Raw genomic sequence first — 23,583 nt, forward strand, 5'->3', positions numbered from 1 at the left:
GTCAGATGTATTGAAGCGCCGCGTAAATTATTCCCGCGATAATTGTTCCAAGCGCTACCTTTGCTACATCCGCTTTGAAAAATGTAATCAACGCAAAGGCAAGCAGCGCAATGATAACACTGGACGCGCCGACTACCGCGCTTGGGATAAGATCAAACGATACAACAAGGATGACGCCAACCACGCCTGCGCTGATCCCTGCCAGAAAAGCCTGAACAGAGCGGTTATTTTGTACTTGTTCGATATATCGCGCGCCCAATAAGACAAAGACGAAGGATGGAAGAAAAACAAAGAACGTTGCAATCACCGCGCCTGTAATTCCGCCAGCCAAATAGCCGACAAACGTTGTGAACAGCATAAATGGTCCTGGGGTAGCCACACTTAACGCGACGCCGTCTAAAAGTTGTTCGGCGGTCAGCCAGTGAAACTGGTCAACCGCGCCTCGCTGAAGAAAAGCAAGGGAGGCGTACGCGCCGCCAAAGCTGAATAAGCCTGTTTTCAAGAACAGCCAAACCATTTGAAGCCATTTCTCATCGGTGAAGAATCCGCCTTTCAAGCCTCCGATCAAAACAGGCATCATACCCATCGCTGAGTTCAAACTCGGCAGTCTTATGGTAAGGAGCAGGTTTGCGAGCCCAGCAAGGAATAGGATGACGAGAAAGTCAATTTTGAGAAAGAGCATGGCTAGAGTGGCTGTGATCAATATCGCGGCGAGCCGAACATTTGTAATTGCGGCTTTACCGAGTTTGATGATTCCCGCGGCGATGATTCCAAGCACGGCGGGCTTCAAGATATACAGAACGTCATTCACAAAGGGCAGATTTCCGTACGTGACATACAAGTGACTGAGAAGGACCATGATCAACGCGCCAGGGATGATAAACGTCAGCCCTGCGATGATTCCGCCCAGAACGCCTTTCTTGAGGTAACCCACATAGATCGCCAACTGCAGAGCCTCGGGTCCTGGCAACATGTGCGTGAACCCCATGATCTTGACGAATCGGTCTTTTGACAGCCAATGACTGCGCTCGACCATGTTGTTGTACATCATGGTAATTTGCGCGACGGGTCCGCCGATGTTGATGAAGCCCAACAGCAGAAAATATAGAAACACCTCGCGCGCGGGAGGCATTCTTTCGGGTGTTTCCGTGTTTTCCATCTAGGCTTTGCCTTTTTCTTCAACTATAAGCCGATGGATTCTTTCCACAATCGCATCGCGCGCCTTTTCGTAATCCTCACTCACGGGCGGGACTCCATCCCACTGCTCGATAACAGTTTTGCTTCGATATTCCTCAGGCAATTCACAGAACGTAACGACGCGTTGAGTCGATTCGACATCTGCCAGCGACAACTTCTGCGGAATTGATTCGGTCGGAGTCAGACCGTCCGCTTGCAAGCCAGTGGCGGCTTTGGGCGACACCTCCGTATCGGGGTTCGTGCCGCGCGCGATGGCGCGGACATCGAGATTCTTTTCGCTTGCCAGTTGGTTGAAATACGCCGCAGCGATGACGCTTTTCGCCGCGCCGTGTTCACAGACGAAGAGAACGGTATTCATGAAATCAATCTCCGAATTGTTGGGCGATGCAAAAAGAATGCGATGACTGTCATGACAATTCCCACGAACAACAAAAACGGCGGGTCAAGGATGAGACCAGAGATTAGCCCCGCGATCAACACGTAAAGGTGGGTGATGGTCGGGACCCAGAACGTCAACGAGGGGACGGGTTGCGTGTTCAGTCGCGGACGCAGGGCGACGATCAGCATGAGCGCGGCGATGAGTGCGCTAAAGACGACAGCAGAACGAAGCGTCGCTGGGACGACGAATGTGATGAACGCGTTCGTCCCCAGCACGCCGAGCAGACCGACGATCAAAGCGGCGAGCGGAGCCAGCCACGCGCGAACCAGATCTCCCCGTCGAGAAAAGAGGCGGTATCCCGTCGAGAAGAAAAAGATGACCCAGAACCACGCCCAGAAGTTCGCGTATGGCACGCCGAAGTATTGAGAGTCCAAACCCTGACCCCAATCCCAAAACCCGAAGCGGATGGCGACGGCGTCGAGCGCGAGGTCAATGTTGAGGGCGAGTAAGCCGTCTAGCACGGGGCGCAGAAAATAGGGTAGACTGCTCGCGTCGGTGAATTCCATCACGCTGAAGAGGATGCATCCCCACGCGACACCGATGCACAAAGGCACGTCGAGAACCATAAGGAGGAAACGTCCGTACTCGTACGCGTTCAATTGGCGGATCGTGGCAATTTCAAGTAGTACGCCAAAGAGAATGCCCGCAAACAGGCGCAGAAGATTTGCCTTGCCGTGTTTCCACGCATGAAGCAGGCATAGCGCAAATTGCACATAGATGACGAGTTCGAATGAGATGAAATAGAGGCTGGGCAGGTTGTTCATTTCGCCCGATTATACAATAGCCAATTGCAAGTTTATCTGTAACACGATATGATTTCTCGCGTGGCAGATATAAACGAATCACAGGCAAACATCTTATGCAAATCGTGCGGACTGTGTTGCACAGGTCATTTGTTCATCTGGGCGAAACTGCGACCCTCCGAGCTGGATCCCGCCGAGTCGCTGGGACTAACCGTCTTTCGGTCGAATCCCAACGAGCGCGGATTTAGCCAACCCTGCCCGCTCTGGCAGGGACGATGCACGGTCTACGACTCGCCGCATTACCCGCATGTGTGCCGAAGTTATCAATGTAAGTTGCTCAAGGAAGTGATCGCTGAAAATATGTCCCTACCCAACGCGTTGACGGTTATCGAGCAGGCAAAGGAAATGATCCGTGAAGTTGAGTCGCTGTTGCCCAATTCGGCGGAGGTCAATTTTCGTCAACGATTGGTGACGGAGTTGGAAGAATCGAACGGGCTGGCTCACACGGATGCGGGGTTTCGGTCGAAGGCGGAGGCTTTGTTGGGGTTTTATGAAACGGTGTTTGGGGTGGATGATTTGGTGGAGAAGGCTGATGAGGTGGTGGAATAAAAGGTGACTGTCATCTTCAAGATGACAGTCACGTTGTTGACTAACAAAGAGAGATGGGCATCTTTAAGTTGGCTGTCTCTTACAACGGGAGGTAAACTATGCGACTTTTCAATTCGTTCGTGTTGCTGAATTCTGCTATCAACAAAATATCTTCAATCGAGGTTCCAATCGGCAGGTCGTCGGGGACTTCGATGACCCCTGGCATAGGCAACTCTGCGCGCACGCGTTCATAAGCGAAGTTTGTCATGGTCGCGGCATCGTGCGTGAGTAAAATCCGCTCTTCATTTGCCGCCCATTCTAAAATGACAGGGTCTTCCTCTCCTCGTAATCCAACATCTTGTATGCGGACAATATCCAAATTGGGATTTCGGCGAAGCAAGCCGCGCACAATGTCGTTGTTGAAATTTTCATCAGAGACGAAGCGGAGCATGGCTATTTATTTTTACGTGCCAACAATCTCTCGCGGATACCCGATTGGTCGAACCGTTTTAAATTTTCCTGTCTTATCGCCTGCGCCTGTTTTGTCCGCTTTTTGAGGTAGGTCTCCACTTCATCGCGGTTTTGCAGATAGTAACTGATCGTCGCGTACACATCCGAAAGTGCAAGCGACGGATACTGTTGCGCGATTTCCTCCGCAGTTGCTCCCCTTGCAAAGGCTCGAACGATCGTATCCAGCGTAACCCGCGTCCCGCCGACCCGCGCTACGCCATCCTTGTTGAGGGTGAGGGGGAGGGGAAGGGGTTGGATGGTCAATGTGACTGCCATGAAGATATTTTACTCGATTCTACATCCCCAACCAACTCCCCGCCTCGCGCGGCAAATTGGCTGGCAGACCTCACAGGTTTCCAAAACCTGTGAGGTCTAAACTAAACTTCCGATTCAAATTCCTCGTCAATCAACTTCGCTAACTTCTTCTCATCCATTTTTGTTTGGTGGAATTCCTCAAATCCTTTCACGCCGCCAAACATATTCAAAACTTCATCTCGTTTCAACTTCGTCTTTCCTGTTCCGACAAGTGCGTGGTATGAAGACCATTCCCAATCGCGGAAGTCATCCACAAATCCGTGTTTCTGCGGGTTATAGTGGATGTAGAAGATCAAGGTCGTAAAATACGCATCGCTCGTAACGGGGATTCGCCCAAAACGTTCCTCGAACAGGCTTCCCGTTCGTCCATATCCCTTGTTGATGGATTTGGCGTACGCGTTGAAGAAGTTCGAGAAGGCTTGGGATGGATTGAATTTCTTCTTTTGATCCAAGACCTCACAGGTCTCCGAGACCTGTGAGGTCTGTTCTAGATATTCCCAAAACTCCCGCTCAGTTTTGATCCTCCCCGCAACGTGAAAATGATTTCTCAGCAAGCCATAGGCGTGGGTGTCTGCGACAGGTGTGATGTGCTTATCGTACAAAGAAAGGAAATATGGGTAATTCCGTTTTTCAAGAAACAAGTTCTCGCTGTTGTTCCCGCGATTGTAAATGTGATAGTACATTCCCGGGACAAGTGGAGCAGTTGTATTTTTCATAGTTTTCATCCCGAGACCTCACAGGTCTTTAAGACCTGTGAGGTCTAACTATATTATCCCAACCAACTCCCCGCCTCCCTCGGCAAATTGGATGCTGGTCCCTGCCGCGCGGTGCAGGGAGGGAGTGACTCCAGGAACAGCCTGCCATATTGCTTGGTTAGCACGCGGCGATCCAAAATGGCGACCACGCCTCTATCTGAAGCGGTACGGATCAGGCGACCAAATCCTTGCCGAAATTTCAGAATCGCTTCGGGCAGATAATATTGATTGAACGAATCTTCGTACATTTCGGAGCGCGCCGCGATAAGCGGGTCGGTAGGTACATCGAAGGGAAGTTTGGTGATGACCACAACCGAAAGCGACTCGCCTGGCACGTCTACGCCTTCCCAGAAGGATTTGGTTCCGAGCAACACGGCGCGTTCGGTGGCTTTGAACGACTCGAGCAACGCGTTCGGGGATGCGCCGTCGCCTTGCTCGTAGACGTAAATATCCTCACGCGCCAACGGGGCGGTGATCTCGCGCGCCGCCTTCTTTAGCGCAGAGTAGGAGGTGAACAGCACGAGCATCCGTCCGCCAGTGGCTTTGGCGGTAGCGATGAGCGTTTTGTTGAGCATCTGCTCATATCCATTTTGATTCGGTTCGGGGATGTCGTTGGCGATGTACAGCAATGCCGCGCTTTCGTAATCGTACGGCGAGCCGAGTTGCATCTCTTCGGCTTCGGCGGCGCCGAGAGTGTTGCGCAGATATTGAAATTCTCCGTGCGTTGTCAACGTGGCGGAGGTGAGCACCACAGAACGTTTCTCGTGCCAGATATTTTTTTCGACCAGCGATGCCACGCTCAATGGAGCGGCGTTCAACGACAAACGGTTTTGATTCGGTTGCACTTCGATCCAATACACCATGCCTTGGATGGGCTTGCTGATCATGCCCGAAATATTCGCTTCGGCTTCGGTCAATCGGCGCGTCACGTTGCTGATGTCGCCCATTACGTCTTCGAGATTGTCGTGTCCCTCGGCGTATAAGTCTGCGGCGGCTTTGTAAATTTGAGCCAACTCTGTCAGCAAATTTCGCAACGTTTCGCCTGTTGCGTCCCATGCCATTTCCACTTCGTCCCAAAACGGCAATGTGCGCGTGGCGGGTAAGACGCGCGCTTGCCATGCGTAATTTGATTGCGGCTGTCCCTCGCGTTGCAGTCGCGCGAACTCGCTCAACACATTGAAGAACTCGCGATTCATCTGCTCGATGCGAAAAGCCATGTCGGTGGCATGAGTCACTTTTTTCTGAAGCAGGCCGAAGTCCGCGGGGCGAAGCGTGGCGTTCGTCTCGCCGAGAAGTTTTCCGAGCACACCCGCGTTCGATCCGCCGACCTCCTTCATCATGCGATCCATGTCATATTGATTCAATCGAAACGACATCGCGTTCGTCGTCGCTGATTCCAAGTGATGACCCTCGTCAATGATGAGATGCGAATACTCGGGCAGGACTTTGCTTCCCGTGGCGACATCCGACAACAACAGCGCGTGATTGACGACCAGCACATGCGCGGATTGCGACGCGGTCTTCACGCGATGGAACGGACACGCGCCGCCCATGCGTTTGATGCACGTTTCGGTCGTGCACGCGTCATCCTCCGCCGACATTCGATTCCACACCTCGCGCTCGGTTGGTCCCGTGAGATTTAATTCGCTTCGATCTCCGCTCGAATTATTTAACTGCCACACCAACACTTTCGCCAGTACGCGCATCTCATCCGCATTGCGCGGATACGAACTACGCATGTTCTCCACTTTGCGCGGGCAGAGATAATTCGAACGTCCCTTCAATACTGAAAAACGAAAATCAAGATCCAATGCCTGACTCAAATTCGGCAAATCGCGTTGAATGAGTTGGTCTTGCAAGTTGATCGTGTTCGTTGAAACGACCACGCGCGTATTGTTTTGCAGTGAGAACAACGCGGCAGGCACGAGGTATGCAAAACTTTTTCCAACGCCCGTTCCCGCTTCGACCATCAAATGATTTCCATACGAAAGCGCGTCCGCCACCGAACGCATCATCGCAACCTGTTCGGGTCTCTGCTCGAACGAATCAAAATATTGCGAGAACGGTCCGCCATACTCCAGCACGGATGCGACTTCCTCCGTGTTGAGCGGACTTGGCTCTTCGGGATTATCCAACGGCGGAAACTTCGAGTCATCCGCCCATTCAGCCTGATTCTTTTTCTTCGATATTTTCTTCGCTTTGATCCCCTCTTTCGCTTGCGCTCCCAAAATTTGTTGAAACACCCAGCGCGCATCCCATTCAACGGGTTCGCTGAGACGGACGATCTCGTCCACCAACTCGCGCGGAAGTTCACGCGCCATTTCGAATAATTTGTTGAACGCCGCCATCGTCACTTTGGCGTCGTCGAGTGCGCGATGGGTGGCGGGCAATAAGATTCCCAATTGTTTGCCAAGCGAACCGAGATTGTATCGGCTCGCGGTTGGCATGACCACCGCCGCGATCTCGTACGTGTCAATGACTTCGTTGTAATTCAATATCCCCGCCTGCTTTTGGATGAATCCCAGATCGAAGCGGATGTTGTGTCCCACCACAGGGGCGTCGCCGACGAACGCTTCCAGATCGTGGATGATGTCGCGCAGTTTCGGCGCGTTGCGCGTCTCCGCGTCGCTGATGCCCGTCAGCCCCGTGATAAATTCAGGGATGTGCCTGCCAGGGTTGATGACCGTTGTCCACTCCGCTTCGACGCGATGCCCTTTGAACTTCACCGCCCCGATCTCGATGATCGCGTCGCGCTCGTCATTTAATCCTGTTGTTTCGAGGTCTATGGCTACGATTGATTGCATACGTTTGTTTTACTCTTTCGTTTGAATAGTAACAGGTTCAGGTCGTTGTGCTAGAAGGTCCATGTTCGCTAGCAGGCTGATCCATAACAGCAAGCGGAAGATCTCCACATAAGGAAAAATGTGGCGATGTATCCCAATGTTATCTCCAAAAAAACTCAATAGCACAGACGCGCTTCCGAAGAAAAACATCCATGTGGCGAGCCATGTCCACGCCCACGACTTGCCTGATGGGTACTTTAGGCTGTTCACAACCATGGATGCTACGAGGATGAAGTCAATCAGAAAGACGGCATTGGTCTCTGGGTGGACGATTCTACCCACATCCAAGAGAGCTTTTCGAGAGCGGATATCGGCGGTGGTAAAGTACGGTTGAATAAAATCTTCCGACAAATAGTCAGACCGTTCGATGAGCGCGGAAATAATGTACCGCGGATGAGTCGCAAGAAAAATTCCATACGATCGGAAGCCGCGCGTGTTGAACCATTCCGCATACTCAGGGCTGGACGGGTCGCGCGGCATGTCGAAACGTTCGGCAAAATAATCGACCATGCCCGAATCGGGAAAGACGCGGCCATCCATCACATGGAACAGCGGAAGTTCCCAGCGCGGGCTTTTTTGTGTGGTGTACATCCCGAGGATGAAAATTCCGCCGAGGATATAGGTCGTAATTGGAATCCACGCAGGGAGGCGGAGTTTTTTTACCAACACGAAGGGGAGCAACATCGCAACTGTGATCAAGCAGGCATAGATATGGACATCCCGCAAAAAGACCCACAGCATGAATATTGCCAACCATATAACGGCTAATGACTTGGTTGTTGCCGACGAATGCTGGCTACGGTCTCTGGCGATCCGCTGTGAAATTTCCAACATCAAGCCTGTGACGACGGCAAACATCGAGAGCGAGAGTGATTCTGAACTGAGCACACTGTCCCATTCGGCGAGCTGGGGAGTGAACCCAAAGGCTAACACAAGTGGAACCGCCATGATCTTGTACAACGGATGAGATAACCAACGCGCGGCGATCAATGCCAGGAACGACCAGCCGAACATTGCAAGCGTATTTTGCAGAACGGCGATTTTGTCAAAGCAAGGCTGGATTTCACGAGGCAACTCGACGCCTACCGAAGGATTGCCAATGACCAATAACGGGCAACGGTCAGAGTCGTTGGCAAGTTTATACAAAAGATTGGTTGTGAATAACCGCTCGCCGTTAAACATCTGCGGTGAAAAGAGATTGGCTTGTGAAGAATTAATGTAGCTTGGCGTATCACTCATCCCCGCTGAAAGCCGAAAATCTCCGTAGGTTGTTGCGCGGAACCAAAGCCCCATCGTTAGAATGCCGAGAATAAGGATCGTTGCCCAGTGGTTCGCAAAAAAATTTCTCGTTGTCGATAATTGCATGATAGAACAAGTGTATCATATTTAAATAAATAGTCTCCAGTCTCTAGTCTCTCACAAAGAGAGACTAGAGACTGGAGACTCAAGACCGTCGCGCCTGAAATATCACTCCGGTAACGCCGCTTTCACCGCCGCGAGTTGTGATTGTGTGATCGGTTTCTCTTTTGCTTTTTGCCGCATAAAACTTTTGAGCTGGTCCGCTTTCAACGCGGGTGTGGGAGCGCCTTCGGCTTGAATTTCGATCTGCTCATTTGTGAAAATCAATGCGACATTGACCTCGGGGCACTCGTGTTCTTCGAAATGTTTTGCCAGAAGGTTCTTGATCTTACGGGCCTCATGCTCTGCCTCAGCGTCTGGTCTGCCGATTCCCTCCTGCCCGAAGATGCTCATATACGCCTGTAAGAATCCGCCGCCGCGGACGCGCCAACGGTTCTTTCTGAACTCGATGGAGCCGCGCAGTCGATAAGGGAGTAACGCCCACACCCCCGAAGGACCCACAAGCAAATGCGCGGTCGGCGTGGTGAAATGATAGATCGTGAAATCACCGGGCAAACCCTTGAGCGCGGCGTCGAGTCGTTCATCCATGCGCGGTTTGCCTCCGTAGCGGTTTACGAAATACAACCCAACCTGAACCAGAATAAACCCGACAACGAACGAAGCCAGGGTAATATAGAACGAGCGCATGTCTTCGCCCGAGAGATTGTTGACGTTGACAAAAAAACCCCCAACCAAAATGATGATGGAAAGCAGGATCGCAATCCCCCCGATCTTTCCGTTGCGCTGAATTAATGTATCGTTTGTGATGATTTTCATATTATTCCTGTGTAGTGACGACTTAAGTCGTCACTACGTTATTTCTTCAAACTCTCTTCAATTGCAGATTTCATCGCGTCCAACACCTTCGACTCTGCCGCCTCTTTTGCCACGCGGATGGCATTCTTGATCGCAAACGCATCCGACCTCCCGTGACCGATAAACGCCAGCCCATTCACGCCCAGCAGGGGAGCCGCGCCCTCTTCCGCGGGGTCGAGCAGTTTGCGGACTTTGCCCATCGCGGGACGGATCAGCGCGCCGCCCAACAACGTCAGCGGACCTCCACCCTTGATCGACTCGCGGATCTTATCCACCAGCAGTTTGGCGACCGCCTCCGATGATTTGAGCAACACATTTCCGGTGAACCCGTCTGCCACTGCCACATCCGCATGACCGCCGAAGAGCTCTTTCCCCTCGATGTTCCCGACAAAATTCAAGTTGGAATCTGCCAGCAATACATGCGCCACCTTTACGAGTTCGCTCCCTTTACCCGCTTCTTCGCCGTTCGACACCAAGCCCACGCGCGGATTTTTCACGCCGCGCACCCGCTCCGAGTAGACACTGCCCATAATGCCGAATTGGACTAAATTCTCCGGCTTGCAATCGGGATTCGCGCCCAGATCGAGAAGGATCGCGATTCCATTCGCCGTGGGAATTGGACCCGCCAGCGCGGGCCGATCCACGCCTCTGATCCTGCCGAGCCTGAACAGCGCCGTGACCATTGCCGCGCCGGTGTTGCCCATGGTAACGAACGCGTCGGCTTCGCCGTTTTTCACGAGATCGTAGCCGACCGCCATCGAATTTTGCGCGTCCTTATGCCGTGCTTTCATCACGAGGTCTTCGCCTTTATCTTTCATGGTCAACGTTTCGGGCGCGTGAACGACGCGGATGGGTAGAGTCGCCGCATGGTTAGAATCAAGCAGAGGCTGAATCCGCGAAGCGTCTCCCGTCAAGATAATTTCCACGCTGTATTCGCGCGCCGCGTCCACCGCGCCAAGCACATCCGGCGTTGGGTAATTGTCGCTCCCCATGGCATCTACTACGATTCGCGTCATGTTTTTCTCCAAAAAAGGTTTTGCTTGACAAGCAAAGTAAGCCGATTATAATACGCCCTGCTTGGGCGCTGGTGCTGGAATTGGCAGACAGGCATGGTTGAGGGCCATGTGTCGCAAGACGTGGAGGTTCAAGTCCTCTCCAGCGCACTCGTTGATAAATCCCCGATCTGTTCGGGGATTTATTTATTTTGGCTCTACCGGTTTTAACGGGAAACCTTTTTTTCAAACACAAAGGACACGACGGTCACAAAGGAAAAATCGGGGCTCTTTTTGCCTTTGTGTACTTTGTGCCCTTCGTGGTGAAGCTCTTTCCCGTTAATTACGGGAGACCCTTTATTTTTTGCCCGGGAGCGTGAAGTAAAATGTTGCGCCCTGCCCCAGCTGCGATTCGACCCAGATCCTGCCGCCATGCACCTCGACGATGCGCTTGACCAGCGCGAGTCCGATGCCCGTCCCGTCGATGCGGGGATTCAATTTATCGAATAATTCGAATACCTTTTTGTGAAATTTTGGGTCGATGCCGATGCCGTTATCGCGCACGAAAAAGACGACCTCGTCCCCGGTGGTTTCGGCGCCGATCTCGATGACCGGGTTGGGCTGATCGCCCATAAACTTTGCGGCATTGTCCAGCAGGTTTTGCATCACCTCGATCAGCCGGTTGCGGTCTCCATGGATCGAGGGCAGGTCGGTCATCACCATCACCTCGATCTTTTTCTGGCTTAAGCGGCTCTCCGCGCGAATAAAAGCATCTGCCATGATCTGCCCAAAGGGAACGAGTTCCGGCGGGTTCATCTTTCTACCGATGCGCGAGAGTTCCAGCAGATCGTTCAACAAGGTTTCCATTTTGTGGTTGGCTTCCGAGATCCGTTGAATATCGAGCCTGAGTTTTTCGACATTTCCGCTCAGCGCGTCTTTTTCCAGGTAGCCGAGAAATCCGCCCATGGTGATGAGCGGCGCTTTCAAGTCGTGAGACACGGTGTAGGTGAAGCGTTCCAACTCGGAGTTTTTTTCCTCCAGCTCCTTGATGAGCGATTCGCGTTGCGCTTCGGATTCCTTTTGGTTTGTAATATCCATGAGCACGCCCTGAATATACAAAAGTTTGCCCTCGTCGTCTTTAATAACAACAGATTCGTCTCCCAACCAAACCCACTCCCCATTTTTTGCTTTCATTCGGTATTCCGATGCCACGCCCCTGCCGCTGGCGAGCATTTGTTTGATATCGTTGAAAACCTTGTTTTTATCGCCGGGGTGAAGGAGCGATTGCCAGAAATCCGGTTTCGATAAAAAATCCTCGGGGGAGTATCCGAGCATGTTCTTGATCTGCGGGCTAATGTAGACGGTAGGGCCATCCTCTTCCGCCAAATCGCGGTAGATGGCGACGGAGGTCTGCTCCACGAGAGTGCGATAAAGTAACTCCGTTTCGCGTAAAGCCTCCTGCGCCCGCTTTTGCTCGGTCATATCGATCGTCATGCCGATCATGCCCCGCACTGTTTCGCCGTCTCGGATCGGCGCTCCGATCACCATTAAGTGATGAATCTTCCCGTTTTGTTCATGGGTTTCTTCTTCCCGTATCGATTCGCCCCCAAGAATGCGCACATGTTGTTCCTTGTAGGTTTTAATTATCGCTGGCGGCAGGTCCAACTCCTCGACAGTTTTGCCGATTAAATCGCCCGCCAGGCGTTTTGAGATGGGGTTTTGCAGAAGGTAGCGATCGTTCTCGTCGCACACCCAAAAATCAAATGGAATGTTTTCGATGATCGTCTTCAGCAACACTTCATTGGAGCGGAGTCTTTCCTCAGCCAGTTTATTTTCGGTGATATCCAGCAAATATCCCTGGACGATCGCCTCCTCGCCCGCCGCGCCGCCTGTCACATATAAACTTTCGTCCCGCATCCAGATGACCGTGCCATCCTTCCTGCGAAAGCGATATTCCATCTTGAATTGCGCGCCCTCATTCAGCGCGCGATTTTCCTCCGCAATAAATCGTTCGAGGTCTTCGGCATCGAGGCGCGTGTACCAAAGGTGGGGTTTCGTCAGCCATTCTTCGGGAGCAAAGCCGGTTAATTGCAACACGCCCGGGCTGACGTACAACCAGCGTCCGTCGGGTCCCGGCTCCGCGCTATAGATCACAGCGGGCACGCGCTCAACCAGTTCGCGGTATTGTTTTTCGGCTTCGCGTAAACGCTCCTCGGTTTTACGTCGCTGTTCGACTTCATGTTGCGCGTGTTGTAACGCGTCGGCAATCCGTTCTGTGCCCATTTGAAGCAGGCTGGCGGCTATAAAAAAGAACGTCGATTGCGCGACCCACATTGCCATTGGGTTAGCGACTTCGTTGATCTCGCGCAAGACGCCGACACGCTCAAGAACGACAAAAACGCCGCCGCCGATCACGCTAATCAGCGCGACGCGATTTGCCCACTCGCGCCCAATGAAGATCCCAGCCGCGAGGATGGTAATGAGCAATCCGCTATACCCAGGCGCCAGCACGCCGCCATTGAACGACGCGGCGAAGAATAACAGGATCCACACGCCCGCCACCAACGCGCTTCCCGCAAGTTTTACCTTCCCTTTGCCGATCAGATTTAACAGCCAGAAGCATAACGGGTAGATCGGCAACGCATAGACACTGCGAAGCCTAGCCTCAGGCACGAGCGCCGACCACACCGCAATAAAGAGAGTAGTCGCCGCGAGCATGGCAAGCGTAACGGTTCTTAATTGGGTCGCGGAGCGCGTCAACTCTTCATCGTCGAATACGGGCAGGGGAAAGATTCGTGTGAACATGACTTCCTCGCGAGATAGGTTGAGCCGATTGACGCCGCGTATAAATCTTGCAAGCCAATACGGATTAAAGTCCCCGCTTCATTCCGCCATTGAGGCTGATTCACACACCCAACCCCACTCTCGCCCGTGATTGCGAGAAACACGAATCAGTGTCCCCCGGTGCGATATCGATCGATCAGCGCTTTCGTGCGCGGGTCTTTGGGTTTGCTGAACAGCGTGGACGGTTTGGCGTCTTCGATGATCTCGCCCTCACCCAACACGAGCACGCGGTCTGCCACTTCGCGCGCGAATCCCATTTCGTGCGTGACCACGAGCATGGTCATGCCGTCTTTGGCGACCTTCTTCATCACGTTTAACACCTCGCCGATGAGTTCAGGGTCGAGCGCGGAGGTGGGTTCGTCGAACAACATGACGCGCGGTTGCATGGTGAGGGCGCGGGCGATTGCCACGCGTTGTTTTTGTCCGCCGGAGAGACGCGCCGGATATTCATCTTTTTTGAACAACATGCCCACGCTGTCGAGATTTTCCTCGGCGAGCGCAACGGCTTCGGCGTGGTCCATGCCCTTGACTGTGACAGGTCCCTCGATGACGTTTTCCAACACGCTCATGTGCGGAAAGAGGTTGAACTCTTGAAACACCATGCCTGTCTTGAGCCGCACGTCGTGAATGAGCTGGCGATGCTCTTTGCCGCGTCCGTGACTTTCGACAGTAACCCCATCGACTTGGATGATTCCGTTCGACGGCTCTTCGAGGAAATTGATACACCGCAAGAGCGTGCTTTTCCCAGAGCCGCTTCGTCCGATCAGGCAGACCACTTCGCGCGGCTGAACATCGAGCGAAATATTTTTCAGCACATGCAAGCGCCCGAAATATTTATCAAGGTTGGAAATTTGCACAATAGGTTTCATTTAGCGATCCCCTTTGGCAAGACGCGCTTCCAACCGTGATTGGAAAAATGTCAGGATCAAAGTCATTATCCAGTAAAACATAGCCGCCATCAGCAGGGCTTCCAGATTGTTGAATTGAGCGCGTCCCACTTTGACTGCGCGCCACATCACCTCATGGACGAAACCGGTCGCGGCGACCAACGCCGAGTCTTTCGTCATCGAGATGAAGTCGTTGCCCATGGGCGGGATGGCGAACCGCAAGGCTTGCGGCAAGATGACGCGGCGCATGGTTTGCCCGGGCGTCATGCCGATTGCGGCGGCGGCTTCGCGTTGCCCTTTACTTACCGATGCCAGCCCGGCGCGGAAGGTCTCGCTCATGTATGCGCCGTAGTTTAATCCGAGCGCGAACACGCCAGCCGTAAAGCCGCTTAAGTTGATGCCTAATTGCGGAAGCGCCAGGAAAAAGAAAAAGATCTGGAGGTAGAGCGGCGTGCCGCGAATCAATGAAACGTAAAATGTGCTCAGGGCATAAATGGGTGGAAATGTTGAAAGCCTTCCCAGCGCCGCCAGCAATGCCAAACAGATTGCCAGTAGAATGGACGATGATGAAATGAGAAGAGTTTCCCCGAGACCGGAGCCGATAAACCCAAGGTTTTTCCTCATGAACTCGGCGTCGAGTTTAATCGTTTGAAAGCCTAGAATACTCTGTCCGCTGAACAAAAAAATTAAGACCAGCAATAACACGCCCCATGTCGCGCCGACGCCCATGCGAAATCCCCGTTTCTTTCTTTGCTGCGCCTGAATCAGTAGTTCTGCTTGCGTAGTAGGTTGCGTGTGAGAATGCGCGATGGTAGAGTCGGTTTTCATGACAAAGTCTTTCCATAATACCTGTGCCGACCGGGTATGATCAAATTTGCCGCAATTTTGTAATGTGTCAGGATTTACGCAGTTGGCGGGCAGTTCTTCTGCCGCCGCCGCAGTGCAGGTTCAACTGCGTGAGTCCTATGTGTATGTAATAATAAACGAACAGGAAGCGGTGAAAACCGCTTCCTGTTCGAGCAAGAAACTAGTTGGGAGCCTGGGTCAGATCAATATCGAACCATTTGAGCGAGAGTTCCGAGAGTTTACCTTCTTCGTGCATTTTCGTGAAAACTTTGTTGACCTCAGCAAGAAGTGTTGCGGCAGACAGGCTGGAGGTCTTGTCGAATGCGGCGGCGAGATCCTCTGAGAACACTGGGGAACCGAGTTTGACGACCGGGAAGCCTTCGGCGATATTCGCATCTACGACGGTTTCCGATGTGACATAGCCTATGAAATCTTCACGACCTGCGGCGATGGCTTGGGCGCATTCCTGATCGGTCTCGAGCGGAACCACGGTTACGTTCGGCGCTTCGGCATAAATAGATGCTTCGGGCAATCCCAAGCCAGCCATATCATGGTTGAGCCAAGATTCGTAGGTGGTGGCGGTGCCAACGCAGAGGGCTTGCCCCTCGAGATCGGCGAGGGAGGTGATGCCCGCATCGGCGCGAACCGCGATAACCGCCGGGGTGTAATAGTACGGCACGCTGAAATCGAGGACTTCCTGGCGGGCGGTGGTGACGGTCATCGAGCCAACGCTTACATCCCACTTGTCAGCCCACGAACCGGCAGTGATCGTATCCCACGATGGGGTGGCGAAGCAGGTTTCCACACCGAGCGCGTCGCCGATGGCGATGGCGGCGTCCACGTCAAAGCCTTGCATCTCGGCAGTGGTCAACGCGTCTGACGGACATTTCGTATCGGCAGGACGTTTGCCCTCGGTGTTCAGGAACGATTGCGGCTCGTAGTTGGGATCGGTCGAAACGAGGATGTAACCGCGTTGTTTGATCGCGCTCAGCAAATCATCCGCTTTTCCGCCGCTTCCGCCGCCGCATGCGGTGAGCAAGAGCGCGGCAACGATACCAACGACCAGCACTTTGTAAAGATTCTTCATGTTCTCCTCCAAGAGAATTAAGAATGGGTTTGAGATGAACCGTTCATCTCGTTGGCGCAAGGATAGACCATTTCCCGCGATTCGACAAGTGCTCAGTCGTTAAAGTTTTCCGAATGACATGCCGAATGGGCATAGAATCTCCGCAATCCTTTATCGGTTTGAAGAATTTAGGGCGTTCGCAAGTTTTCCGCCTAAAATAACTCCTTGCCTATCGGCGTATTCATAAAATATGTGCGCGGTCAGAATGCTTAGCGCGATTGTAAGGAGCGATGTCGCTATCGCCGAAGATGGATATGGCATGTACGCTTCTGTGATTCTATAGATCAAACCAGTGGCGCTGCATAAGATGGGGACGTGGACCAGATACAAGGAAAAAGAAATTTTTCCCAAATAGACCGAAAGACGGGATGAAAATAATTTTGCAAACCCAGAAAAGGACAGCGCAAGGGCGACCAACCCCGCCGCAATGATGAGATGAAATACCTGTCCGTAATTCGGAGCTCCGATGAGAACCATGATGGATATGCCGGATATGATCTGGATCCACCACATGCCAAATATTTGACCTAGCCTTGAATAGATTGTCGTATGCACATAGAGATCGCACAGGATAATTCCCAGTAGGAAAGCGTTCAACCAGTGTAGTTCTTTAAAATAAAGTACGATGAGAATAAGCGGGTATGCAAACCATCGCATTCCTTTATTTCCAAAGAGGCTGAGAAAGCCAAAAAGAAAGACGGACCCGAAGAACTCAGGCTGCATTGTCCAGAGGACGGTATTGTACGTTGTGTCGCGGTTGAAATTGAAGAATGTATCCCATACGGCTGATTTAACTGCTTGTGTCAGGGAAGGCTCAAATTCGTAGAAAGTAAACAGCCACCCCTGGCTTGTATGAGTCCCCAACCGTTCACCCAGATCGTTATTGGTCATCCCGCCAGCGGACAGGATCACGAACGCAAATAAGACCGAAGCCAGAATCGGGACGAACAATCTTGGGTATCTTTTGATCACGCTTCTGGTCAGATATTCCGCGCTTTCGAGATTGCGATTCGCCTTCGTGAGTTGGAAATATTTCCTGCTGAGCACGAACGCCGACATGACCCAGAAGACCCAAACGGCGAAATTCCCATCGTGGAGGCCGGTTACGAAATATTGACCCGCTTTGGACAAGAAGAATGGAAAATGAGCATTTAAGTACGATGCGATCATCTTATCGATTCCCACGAAGAACGCGAGGTGCAAGTGATCGAAGATCACGACTAGCGCGGCGATGCCTCGGATACCCTCCAATGCCAGCATCTTTCCTGAAGTTTCGTTTGCGGTTGTATTCAGGTCGCTTCCCATATAATATTTGATTCAAGTATAGCATAGGCAGATCGGCGCGATTGGCGGTCGCCTTTATTGGACACGAGATTGGAGTTTTGTTAGAGAGAAGCGGGAATCTCTTCTTACGCAACATGTTTGCAGTAGAATCTGACCATCAATTGGAGTAAAACATGAAACTTGTCACTGTCTCACAAATGCAAGCCATCGAAAAAGAAGCCGACTCAAAAGGCTTGACCTTTGATCGAATGATGCAAAACGCCGGTCAGGGATTGGCGGAAGTCGTTGCCGACCTTTTCGTTGATGAGGAACAGCTCGAGGTCGTCGGCTTGGTTGGTCCCGGCAACAACGGAGGGGATACCCTCGTCGCGTTGACCGCGCTTGCCGAAGAAGGTTGGAAGGCAAGATCATACCTCGTCAAGCGCAAGAAAGATGATCTGGTCAAACAATTTGTTGATGCGGGCGGGAATATTTTTTCGGGCGACGATGCTTTCGATCAACTTGGCGAATCTCTCGAAACGGCCGATGTACTTCTCGATGGCGTCCTCGGCACAGGCATCAAACTCCCTCTGAAAAAAGAAGTTGCCGAATTGCTTTCCGAAGTTGGCGACCTGCTCGACAGCCTCGACGAATCTCCGCTCGTGATCGCGGTGGATTGTCCGTCGGGCGTTGACTGCGATTCTGGCGAAGTTGCAGATGAAACCCTTCACGCGGATGTGACGGTGACCATGGCGGCGGTCAAGCAGGGATTGTTGAACCTGCCTGCCTTTGAGTATGTCGGCGAGCTAAAAGTTGTGGACATCGGCTTGCCCATTGAGCTGCCTTCGCTCAAAAATTTGCAAACGGAAGTAGCGGATGAAGATTCTGTCTCCGCGCTTCTGCCGGAGCGCGCCCTCGATTCGCACAAAGGGACATTTGGTACGGCTCTCATCGCGGCGGGATCCGTCAACTACACCGGGGCAGTCGTCCTTGCGGGAGAGGCGGCGTATCGCGCGGGAGCGGGATTGGTCCAATTGGCGATCCCCGCGTCCATCCACGCGGCAGTCGCAGGTCAGGTTCCCGAAGCGACGTGGGTCTTGCTCCCACATTCAACAGGCGTAATCGCATCCAGCGCATCCGAAGTGTTATCGAAAAATTTTGAGCGAGCGACAGCGTTATTGATCGGTCCCGGTTTGGGAACGGAAAACACGACAAAAGAATTCATCGAGAATTTGCTGGCTGGCAAATCAACGCCGAAAAAATCCGCGATTGGTTTTGTGCATGAAGAAAGCGATTCAAATGCGGCGGAGAAAAATTCCCTACCGCCATTGGTCGTTGACGCGGACGGACTGCGTTTGCTCGCGCAGATCAAAGACTGGCACACGAAATTACCTGCGCCCGCGATTCTCACGCCGCACCCCGGCGAAATGTCCGCGTTGACCGGGTTGTCGAAAGAAGAAATTCAAGAGGATCGGCAAGCAATTGCCGTCAAGTATGCAAAAGAGTGGGGACATGTCGTTGTTTTGAAAGGCGCGTTCACCGCGATTGCTTCGCCCGATGGAAGGACAACCATTATCCCGGTCGCATCGCCCGCGTTAGCCCGCGCAGGGACAGGTGATGTGCTTGCCGGTCTGATCGTCGGCTTACGCGCGCAAGGACTCGATGCGTACGACGCGGCAGTTGCCGGCGCATGGATTCACGCGCAAGCCGGTCTCTACGCCGCAGACGATCTCGGCACAACCGCCTCAGTCATGGCAAGCGATGTGTTGAATTCGATCTCGGATGTATTGAGTGATTTGGAGTAAAAAATATTTCGTACTGCGTACTCCGTAATGCAATATTTTGTTCTTTTCACAATTATTCGAGCAATAAACCGAACCACCGAGACACGGAGACACTGAGAAAAGCCAATTAAAAACTCCGTGACTCAGTGTCTCCGTGTTTCAAAATGGAGCACAAGGATTGCTCGGTTAGGTTCTTAATCTGCAATATGTTGCGGTTTCTGGACAACCAAAAACCGTATAACAAAAAGACTCTCCACGCGGAGAGTCTTTTCGTTCATCACAAATTACGAAGTACGCAATACGCAGTACTAACTGTTCATGAACGCTTCAAGGTTATCCTTGCTGATGCGGAATGCTTTGCCGACTTTTTTGGCTTTCAGGCTTCCGTCATTGATCGCGTCCAAAATATCAGACTCTGTCACCTTCATGAACTGCGCGGCTTCCGCGGGGGTCATGATGTCCGGCATTTTCGCGCCGCCAGCCGCTCCGCCGGGCGCCGCGTTTTGGAATCCGCCTTGCAGAGCCTGTCCCATAATGTTGCCGATACCCATGCCCGCGCCGATTCCTGCGGTGAGACCCGCTCCGCCGCCCTCGTTTTGCGCGGCATCGCGCATCGCGTCCGCGGCTTGCAGTTGAGTGTAGGTCGCCATGTCGAGCATGCCCATGTCGCGGAGTTCCTGCGCCGACTTGCTCGAGGGCTTCAAGTTGCCGATGTAGAAAGTTTTGAGCGCCATGCCGAGCGCTTCAAAATCATCCTGCGCCTTCGCGCGGACAGCGGCGCCGATCTCTTCGGTCAGCCCGATCAGATCCACGACGCTTTTTGCGGCTGTCGTCTCGCCGAGCGCATCCTGCAATTTCGAGAGCAACATGGTCTTCAAGCGTTCTTCAATATCCGCTGTGCGATACGAACCTTGCGCGCCGACAACCTGCGTCACAAATTGTTGAGGGTCCTTCACTTGGAACGAATATGTTCCAAACCCCTGCAACAACGCGACGCCGAGTCCCATGCCGGGGTTGCGCACGATGATCGGTTGCGGCGTGCCCCATTTTTCATTTGCAAATTCTTTGAGCGAAACAAAATACACTTCCGCGGGGAAGGGCGTGCGGTCGTTGAACGCCTTGCCGATCAGATCAATGATCTTCGGGATGTTCGCAGTCGCGATCGTGTGCCTGCCCGCTCCGAACACATCTAGCGCGTTGCCGTCGCGGAAGAACACCGCCGCCTGCGACTCGCGCACGATCACCTGCGAGCCGATGCGATAATCGCCGATGCCCGTTTCAGGAAAACGATGGACGATCTCATCCCGCATCTCATTTGGATATTCAATAACGTCAAAAATTCTAGCCATGATTCTCTCCTTTTGAAGAACGTTGGTGTGATTATAGTCTATTCTACGATAGCAGACCTCACAGGTTTCAAAAACACTTCGACAGGCTCAGTGCAACGCCTGTGAGGTCTTTACCTAATCTTTCATCATCTTTCCCGTCCCCTTATCGCGCAGCATCAAAATTTCTGCCATGATGCTCACCGCGATCTCCTCCGGCGTTTCGGCGTTCAACTCCAGACCCATCGGCGAATGCGCGCGCGCGATCAATTCATCGGACACGCCTTTTTCTTTCAACGCCTTGACCGTCGTCAGCCACCTGCGTTTCGAGCCGATGACGCCGACGTATGCCGCCTTCGATTCAAGCAGCGGAGGCAGACCCGCCGCGTCGACTCCGGATCCACGGCTGGTTACCACTAGGAAGGTTTGGCGCGTCAATTTGAGTTGACTCGGCAACTCCGCCATCGGAACTGGGTAATACGCGTCAGCCCCCGGCACCGACTCGGGATTGCAAAACTCCGCGCGATCATCGCTGACGGCGACTCGGAATCCCAGCCACTTCGCCAAATGGACGACTGCCTTACCCACATGTCCGCCGCCGATGACGACGATCATCGCGGGAGGAAGGATCGGTTCCACAAACACCTCCACAGTTCCGCCGCACACACCCGGGTCGCCGCGCGTCGGGCTGACGAGGTTATACACTAGCGAGCGCGGCTTGCCGTCGCTGATCGCCATCCACGCCTCATCGAGGACGCGGTGTTCCAAGTCCCCGCCGCCGACGGTGCCGATGAATTTTCCATCGGGGTAAACGAGCATTTTGCTCCCCACGTGACGCGGCGTCGACCCTTCGCTTTTTGTCACCGTGCAAAGCGCGGCGGATTCGTTATTTTTTTCGAGTTCTGAGAGGGCTTGAAAGATCGAATTCATAAAGTCCTGTAGAGGTGCAACACAATCTGCCTCTACTTAATTATTCCAATAACCCCAATACCACCGGCAACAATTGTTTCTTCCGCGAAACGATACCTTGCGCTTCGCGCGTGCCATCGGCGAGAGGGGGATAAGGTAATTCATCAAGCACCGGCGGGGCTTTGGAAGAGATGATCAGCCTGCTTGAGCCGCGCACGATATCGGTGATGAGCAGCATGGCAAAGTCGAGCCCGCGTTTATCTTTGAGCGCGTCCAACGCTTTTGCGAGGGGAACAAGATGTTCAGCGAGCTGCAGGAGGTCGGTTACTTCGGCTTGGGCAATGGCAAGCTTGAATCCGCCCGCTTCATATTGTTTGATGTCTGTGCTGACGATCTCATTCGGATCGCGGTTCGAGAGACCGGCTCCCGCGGCGAGCAGCGCTTTGCCGAACGATTCAATCGTCTCGCCTTTGAGCGGACTTCCGCCGACGAACGCCCAGCGCGATAATCTCTCGGCGGCGTCTTTGTCGCGAGGCGTGGTGGTGGGAGATGTCAAAATGAGCGTATCAGACAGAAGTCCCGCGAGAAGCGCGCCGGCGAGGCTGGGCGGCATGGAGAGTCCCGCCTCCGCTGTCATCTCCGAAACGAGAGTCGAGGTCGAGCCCACGATATCCACCGTGAATCGAATCGGCGTGTGCGTGTGCGGGTTGCCGAGGCGGTGATGATCCAAAATTTCGAGGAGCTCGGCTTCCTCGAGCGCGGCGATTGCCTGGCGCGGCTCGTTGTGATCCACGAGAATAATTTTCAGGCGCGGCGGGTTGAGGATATCGCGCTGGCGCGCAATGCCGAGATATAGATTATTTTCATCCACGACCCAATACTCATCGGTTTCGTCGCGCAGGATGCGGTTGAGAAAATCGCGGATGTGACCGCTGGCGGGGAACTTCGGCACATTGGTGTCTGCCGCGTCTTTACACGGCGCCGACATCATCTCGCGCACGGTCGTATCGCCGGGGCGCGGGCCGAGCGTTTGCGTGAAATATTTGAAGAGACTCAGTCCGTTGATGAGACCATAAGGCTTGCCGTCTTCATTAACTACAGGCGCGATGCCGCCGGTCTTGCTGGCGAGCGTCCACGCGAGACCGAGTTGCGAGTCGGGGCGGAGGCTGTCGAGTCTCTGCATCACTGACTCAAAGCGCGGCGACGCGTCGGTGAGCAGGACGGGCGGGTCGAGCTTCAACTGTTTGAGCAGCCACGCTGATTGCGGATTTAACGCTCCCGCGCGCGCCGCGACCGCTTCCGCGCCATCGCGTTCGCGTAGAAGCCATGCGTAGCCCATCGCGGAGGCAATGGAGTCGGTGTCGGGGTTGACGTGTCCGATGACGAAGGTTTTGCTCATGGCTTTTTTAGAGGAAGTCTTGTAATTCGAATTCGCCGTTTATCAACGACAGCGATGGAATGTTTCAATACATCGGGTTTTACCGTTTGTAACACGCGCGCTACGAGATCTCGCATTTCGGCTTCCGAATAATTTCCGCCGCGAAATAGAATGACGCCCGGTGCATCGTTTCCACTCTGCGCCAACAAAGTCCCGAAGTCGAGATCGGCCGTGATCACGATTCTCTCCTCGTCTACCGCCTGAGCCATGATGGTCGAATCTGTTGCTATTGCGAGATTCACGTCTTTCGCGTGAATAGCCTCATGACCTTTTTCCTGAAGCCAGGGGATGAGTTCAGGCGAAGCGGGCATGTCAATCAGGAATTTCATCAGGCAAATTCGATGACTTCTTCTTCAGCCAGCGACGCCGCATACAACAAGGCTTCGTCAATATCTTCCGATTCGAGATAGGGGTAAGCCTTGAGAATGGAATCGCGAGTTTCACCCGAGGCTAATAAACCGAGCAAGCGAGAGACAGGGAATCTCAGATTGCGGATGCAAGGTTTGCCGCTGAACACGTCTGGGTTGATGGTGATTCTTTTAAAACTCATTTTGGATTCCTCTTT

General features: G+C 53.1%; 22 protein-coding genes and 1 tRNA gene. 3 read left to right on the forward strand and 20 right to left on the reverse strand.

All coding sequences use genetic code 11. The features are described 5' to 3' along the window. Position 1: 1 nt before the first annotated feature. Genes chrA through IPM31_18370 form a run of 3 tightly spaced genes read right to left on the reverse strand, consistent with a single transcriptional unit; the run spans position 2 to position 2,400 of the window. On the reverse strand, positions 2–1,159 hold the full coding sequence (chrA, locus tag IPM31_18360) for a chromate efflux transporter (GenBank protein ID MBK9008936.1): 1,158 nt from the start codon (positions 1,157–1,159) through the stop codon (positions 2–4). Further along, positions 1,160–1,555 (reverse strand): hypothetical protein, encoded by a 396-nt coding sequence (locus tag IPM31_18365; protein ID MBK9008937.1) that lies wholly within the window; start codon positions 1,553–1,555, stop codon positions 1,160–1,162. After that, positions 1,552–2,400: a carotenoid biosynthesis protein gene (locus IPM31_18370; GenBank protein MBK9008938.1), complete on the reverse strand. Its 849-nt coding sequence runs from the start codon at positions 2,398–2,400 to the stop codon at positions 1,552–1,554. Before IPM31_18370 ends, IPM31_18365 begins: the two co-directional genes overlap by 4 nt. A gap of 60 nt (positions 2,401–2,460) precedes the next feature. On the opposite strand from IPM31_18370, the gene IPM31_18375 reads away from it, so the two are divergent. Continuing rightward, positions 2,461–2,988 carry a hypothetical protein gene (locus tag IPM31_18375; GenBank protein MBK9008939.1) on the forward strand — a complete coding sequence of 176 codons (528 nt, stop codon included), beginning with the start codon at positions 2,461–2,463 and terminating at the stop codon, positions 2,986–2,988. Between the two features lie 79 nt (positions 2,989–3,067). On the opposite strand, the gene IPM31_18380 is transcribed toward IPM31_18375, so the two are convergent. The 7 genes from IPM31_18380 to plsX form a co-directional block, all read right to left on the reverse strand. Beyond that, positions 3,068–3,418: a DUF5615 family PIN-like protein gene (locus IPM31_18380; protein ID MBK9008940.1), complete on the reverse strand. Its 351-nt coding sequence runs from the start codon at positions 3,416–3,418 to the stop codon at positions 3,068–3,070. Positions 3,419–3,420: 2 nt separating this feature from the next. Beyond that, positions 3,421–3,753 carry a DUF433 domain-containing protein gene (locus tag IPM31_18385; protein MBK9008941.1) on the reverse strand — a complete coding sequence of 111 codons (333 nt, stop codon included), beginning with the start codon at positions 3,751–3,753 and terminating at the stop codon, positions 3,421–3,423. A 101-nt stretch (positions 3,754–3,854) separates the two neighbouring features. Next, the gene (locus IPM31_18390) at positions 3,855–4,508 is read right to left on the reverse strand and encodes a hypothetical protein (protein ID MBK9008942.1); all 654 of its coding nucleotides are present in this window, start codon (positions 4,506–4,508) and stop codon (positions 3,855–3,857) included. Between the two features lie 53 nt (positions 4,509–4,561). Continuing rightward, entirely contained in the window at positions 4,562–7,351 is a 2,790-nt protein-coding gene (locus tag IPM31_18395; GenBank protein MBK9008943.1) for a 3'-5' exoribonuclease, read from the reverse strand. Positions 7,352–7,360: 9 nt separating this feature from the next. Beyond that, positions 7,361–8,755 (reverse strand): hypothetical protein, encoded by a 1,395-nt coding sequence (locus IPM31_18400; protein ID MBK9008944.1) that lies wholly within the window; start codon positions 8,753–8,755, stop codon positions 7,361–7,363. Positions 8,756–8,857: 102 nt separating this feature from the next. Further along, positions 8,858–9,565 carry a hypothetical protein gene (locus IPM31_18405; GenBank protein ID MBK9008945.1) on the reverse strand — a complete coding sequence of 236 codons (708 nt, stop codon included), beginning with the start codon at positions 9,563–9,565 and terminating at the stop codon, positions 8,858–8,860. A 38-nt stretch (positions 9,566–9,603) separates the two neighbouring features. Then, the gene (gene plsX, locus IPM31_18410; protein ID MBK9008946.1) at positions 9,604–10,620 is read right to left on the reverse strand and encodes a phosphate acyltransferase PlsX; all 1,017 of its coding nucleotides are present in this window, start codon (positions 10,618–10,620) and stop codon (positions 9,604–9,606) included. A 65-nt stretch (positions 10,621–10,685) separates the two neighbouring features. Between plsX and IPM31_18415 the strand changes: the two genes are divergently transcribed. Further along, a tRNA-Leu gene (locus IPM31_18415) sits at positions 10,686–10,767 on the forward strand. Positions 10,768–10,953: 186 nt separating this feature from the next. Here the strand turns inward: IPM31_18415 and IPM31_18420 are convergent. From IPM31_18420 to IPM31_18440, 5 genes are all read right to left on the reverse strand, one after another. Beyond that, positions 10,954–13,401 (reverse strand): PAS domain S-box protein, encoded by a 2,448-nt coding sequence (locus tag IPM31_18420; GenBank protein ID MBK9008947.1) that lies wholly within the window; start codon positions 13,399–13,401, stop codon positions 10,954–10,956. Positions 13,402–13,547: 146 nt separating this feature from the next. After that, positions 13,548–14,309 (reverse strand): amino acid ABC transporter ATP-binding protein, encoded by a 762-nt coding sequence (locus tag IPM31_18425; GenBank protein MBK9008948.1) that lies wholly within the window; start codon positions 14,307–14,309, stop codon positions 13,548–13,550. After that, on the reverse strand, positions 14,310–15,056 hold the full coding sequence (locus IPM31_18430; protein ID MBK9008949.1) for an amino acid ABC transporter permease: 747 nt from the start codon (positions 15,054–15,056) through the stop codon (positions 14,310–14,312). A gap of 298 nt (positions 15,057–15,354) precedes the next feature. Next, positions 15,355–16,260 (reverse strand): transporter substrate-binding domain-containing protein, encoded by a 906-nt coding sequence (locus IPM31_18435; GenBank protein MBK9008950.1) that lies wholly within the window; start codon positions 16,258–16,260, stop codon positions 15,355–15,357. 150 nt (positions 16,261–16,410) lie between these two features. After that, positions 16,411–17,604: an acyltransferase gene (locus tag IPM31_18440; GenBank protein MBK9008951.1), complete on the reverse strand. Its 1,194-nt coding sequence runs from the start codon at positions 17,602–17,604 to the stop codon at positions 16,411–16,413. Positions 17,605–17,756: 152 nt separating this feature from the next. Between IPM31_18440 and IPM31_18445 the strand changes: the two genes are divergently transcribed. Next, on the forward strand, positions 17,757–19,367 hold the full coding sequence (locus IPM31_18445) for an NAD(P)H-hydrate dehydratase (protein MBK9008952.1): 1,611 nt from the start codon (positions 17,757–17,759) through the stop codon (positions 19,365–19,367). 287 nt (positions 19,368–19,654) lie between these two features. Here the strand turns inward: IPM31_18445 and IPM31_18450 are convergent, their stop codons facing one another. The 5 genes from IPM31_18450 to IPM31_18470 all read right to left on the reverse strand — a co-directional run bounded on the left by IPM31_18450 (position 19,655) and on the right by IPM31_18470 (position 23,568). Further along, positions 19,655–20,695: an SPFH domain-containing protein gene (locus IPM31_18450; GenBank protein MBK9008953.1), complete on the reverse strand. Its 1,041-nt coding sequence runs from the start codon at positions 20,693–20,695 to the stop codon at positions 19,655–19,657. 114 nt (positions 20,696–20,809) lie between these two features. Next, a complete protein-coding gene (locus IPM31_18455; GenBank protein ID MBK9008954.1) occupies positions 20,810–21,601 on the reverse strand; it encodes an XdhC family protein in 792 nt (263 codons plus the stop codon). A gap of 40 nt (positions 21,602–21,641) precedes the next feature. Beyond that, positions 21,642–22,979 (reverse strand): DHH family phosphoesterase, encoded by a 1,338-nt coding sequence (locus tag IPM31_18460; protein MBK9008955.1) that lies wholly within the window; start codon positions 22,977–22,979, stop codon positions 21,642–21,644. Further along, positions 22,976–23,347 (reverse strand): DUF5615 family PIN-like protein, encoded by a 372-nt coding sequence (locus tag IPM31_18465; GenBank protein ID MBK9008956.1) that lies wholly within the window; start codon positions 23,345–23,347, stop codon positions 22,976–22,978. The genes IPM31_18460 and IPM31_18465 overlap by 4 nt, the downstream gene beginning before the upstream one ends. After that, complete coding sequence (locus tag IPM31_18470; protein ID MBK9008957.1) at positions 23,347–23,568, reverse strand: DUF433 domain-containing protein; 222 nt, start codon at positions 23,566–23,568, stop codon at positions 23,347–23,349. Before IPM31_18470 ends, IPM31_18465 begins: the two co-directional genes overlap by 1 nt. Between the last annotated feature and the right edge of the window lie 15 nt (positions 23,569–23,583).

The organism is Candidatus Defluviilinea gracilis, assembly GCA_016716235.1.
In the GTDB taxonomy this organism is placed as follows: Bacteria; Chloroflexota; Anaerolineae; order Anaerolineales; family Villigracilaceae; genus Defluviilinea; species Defluviilinea gracilis.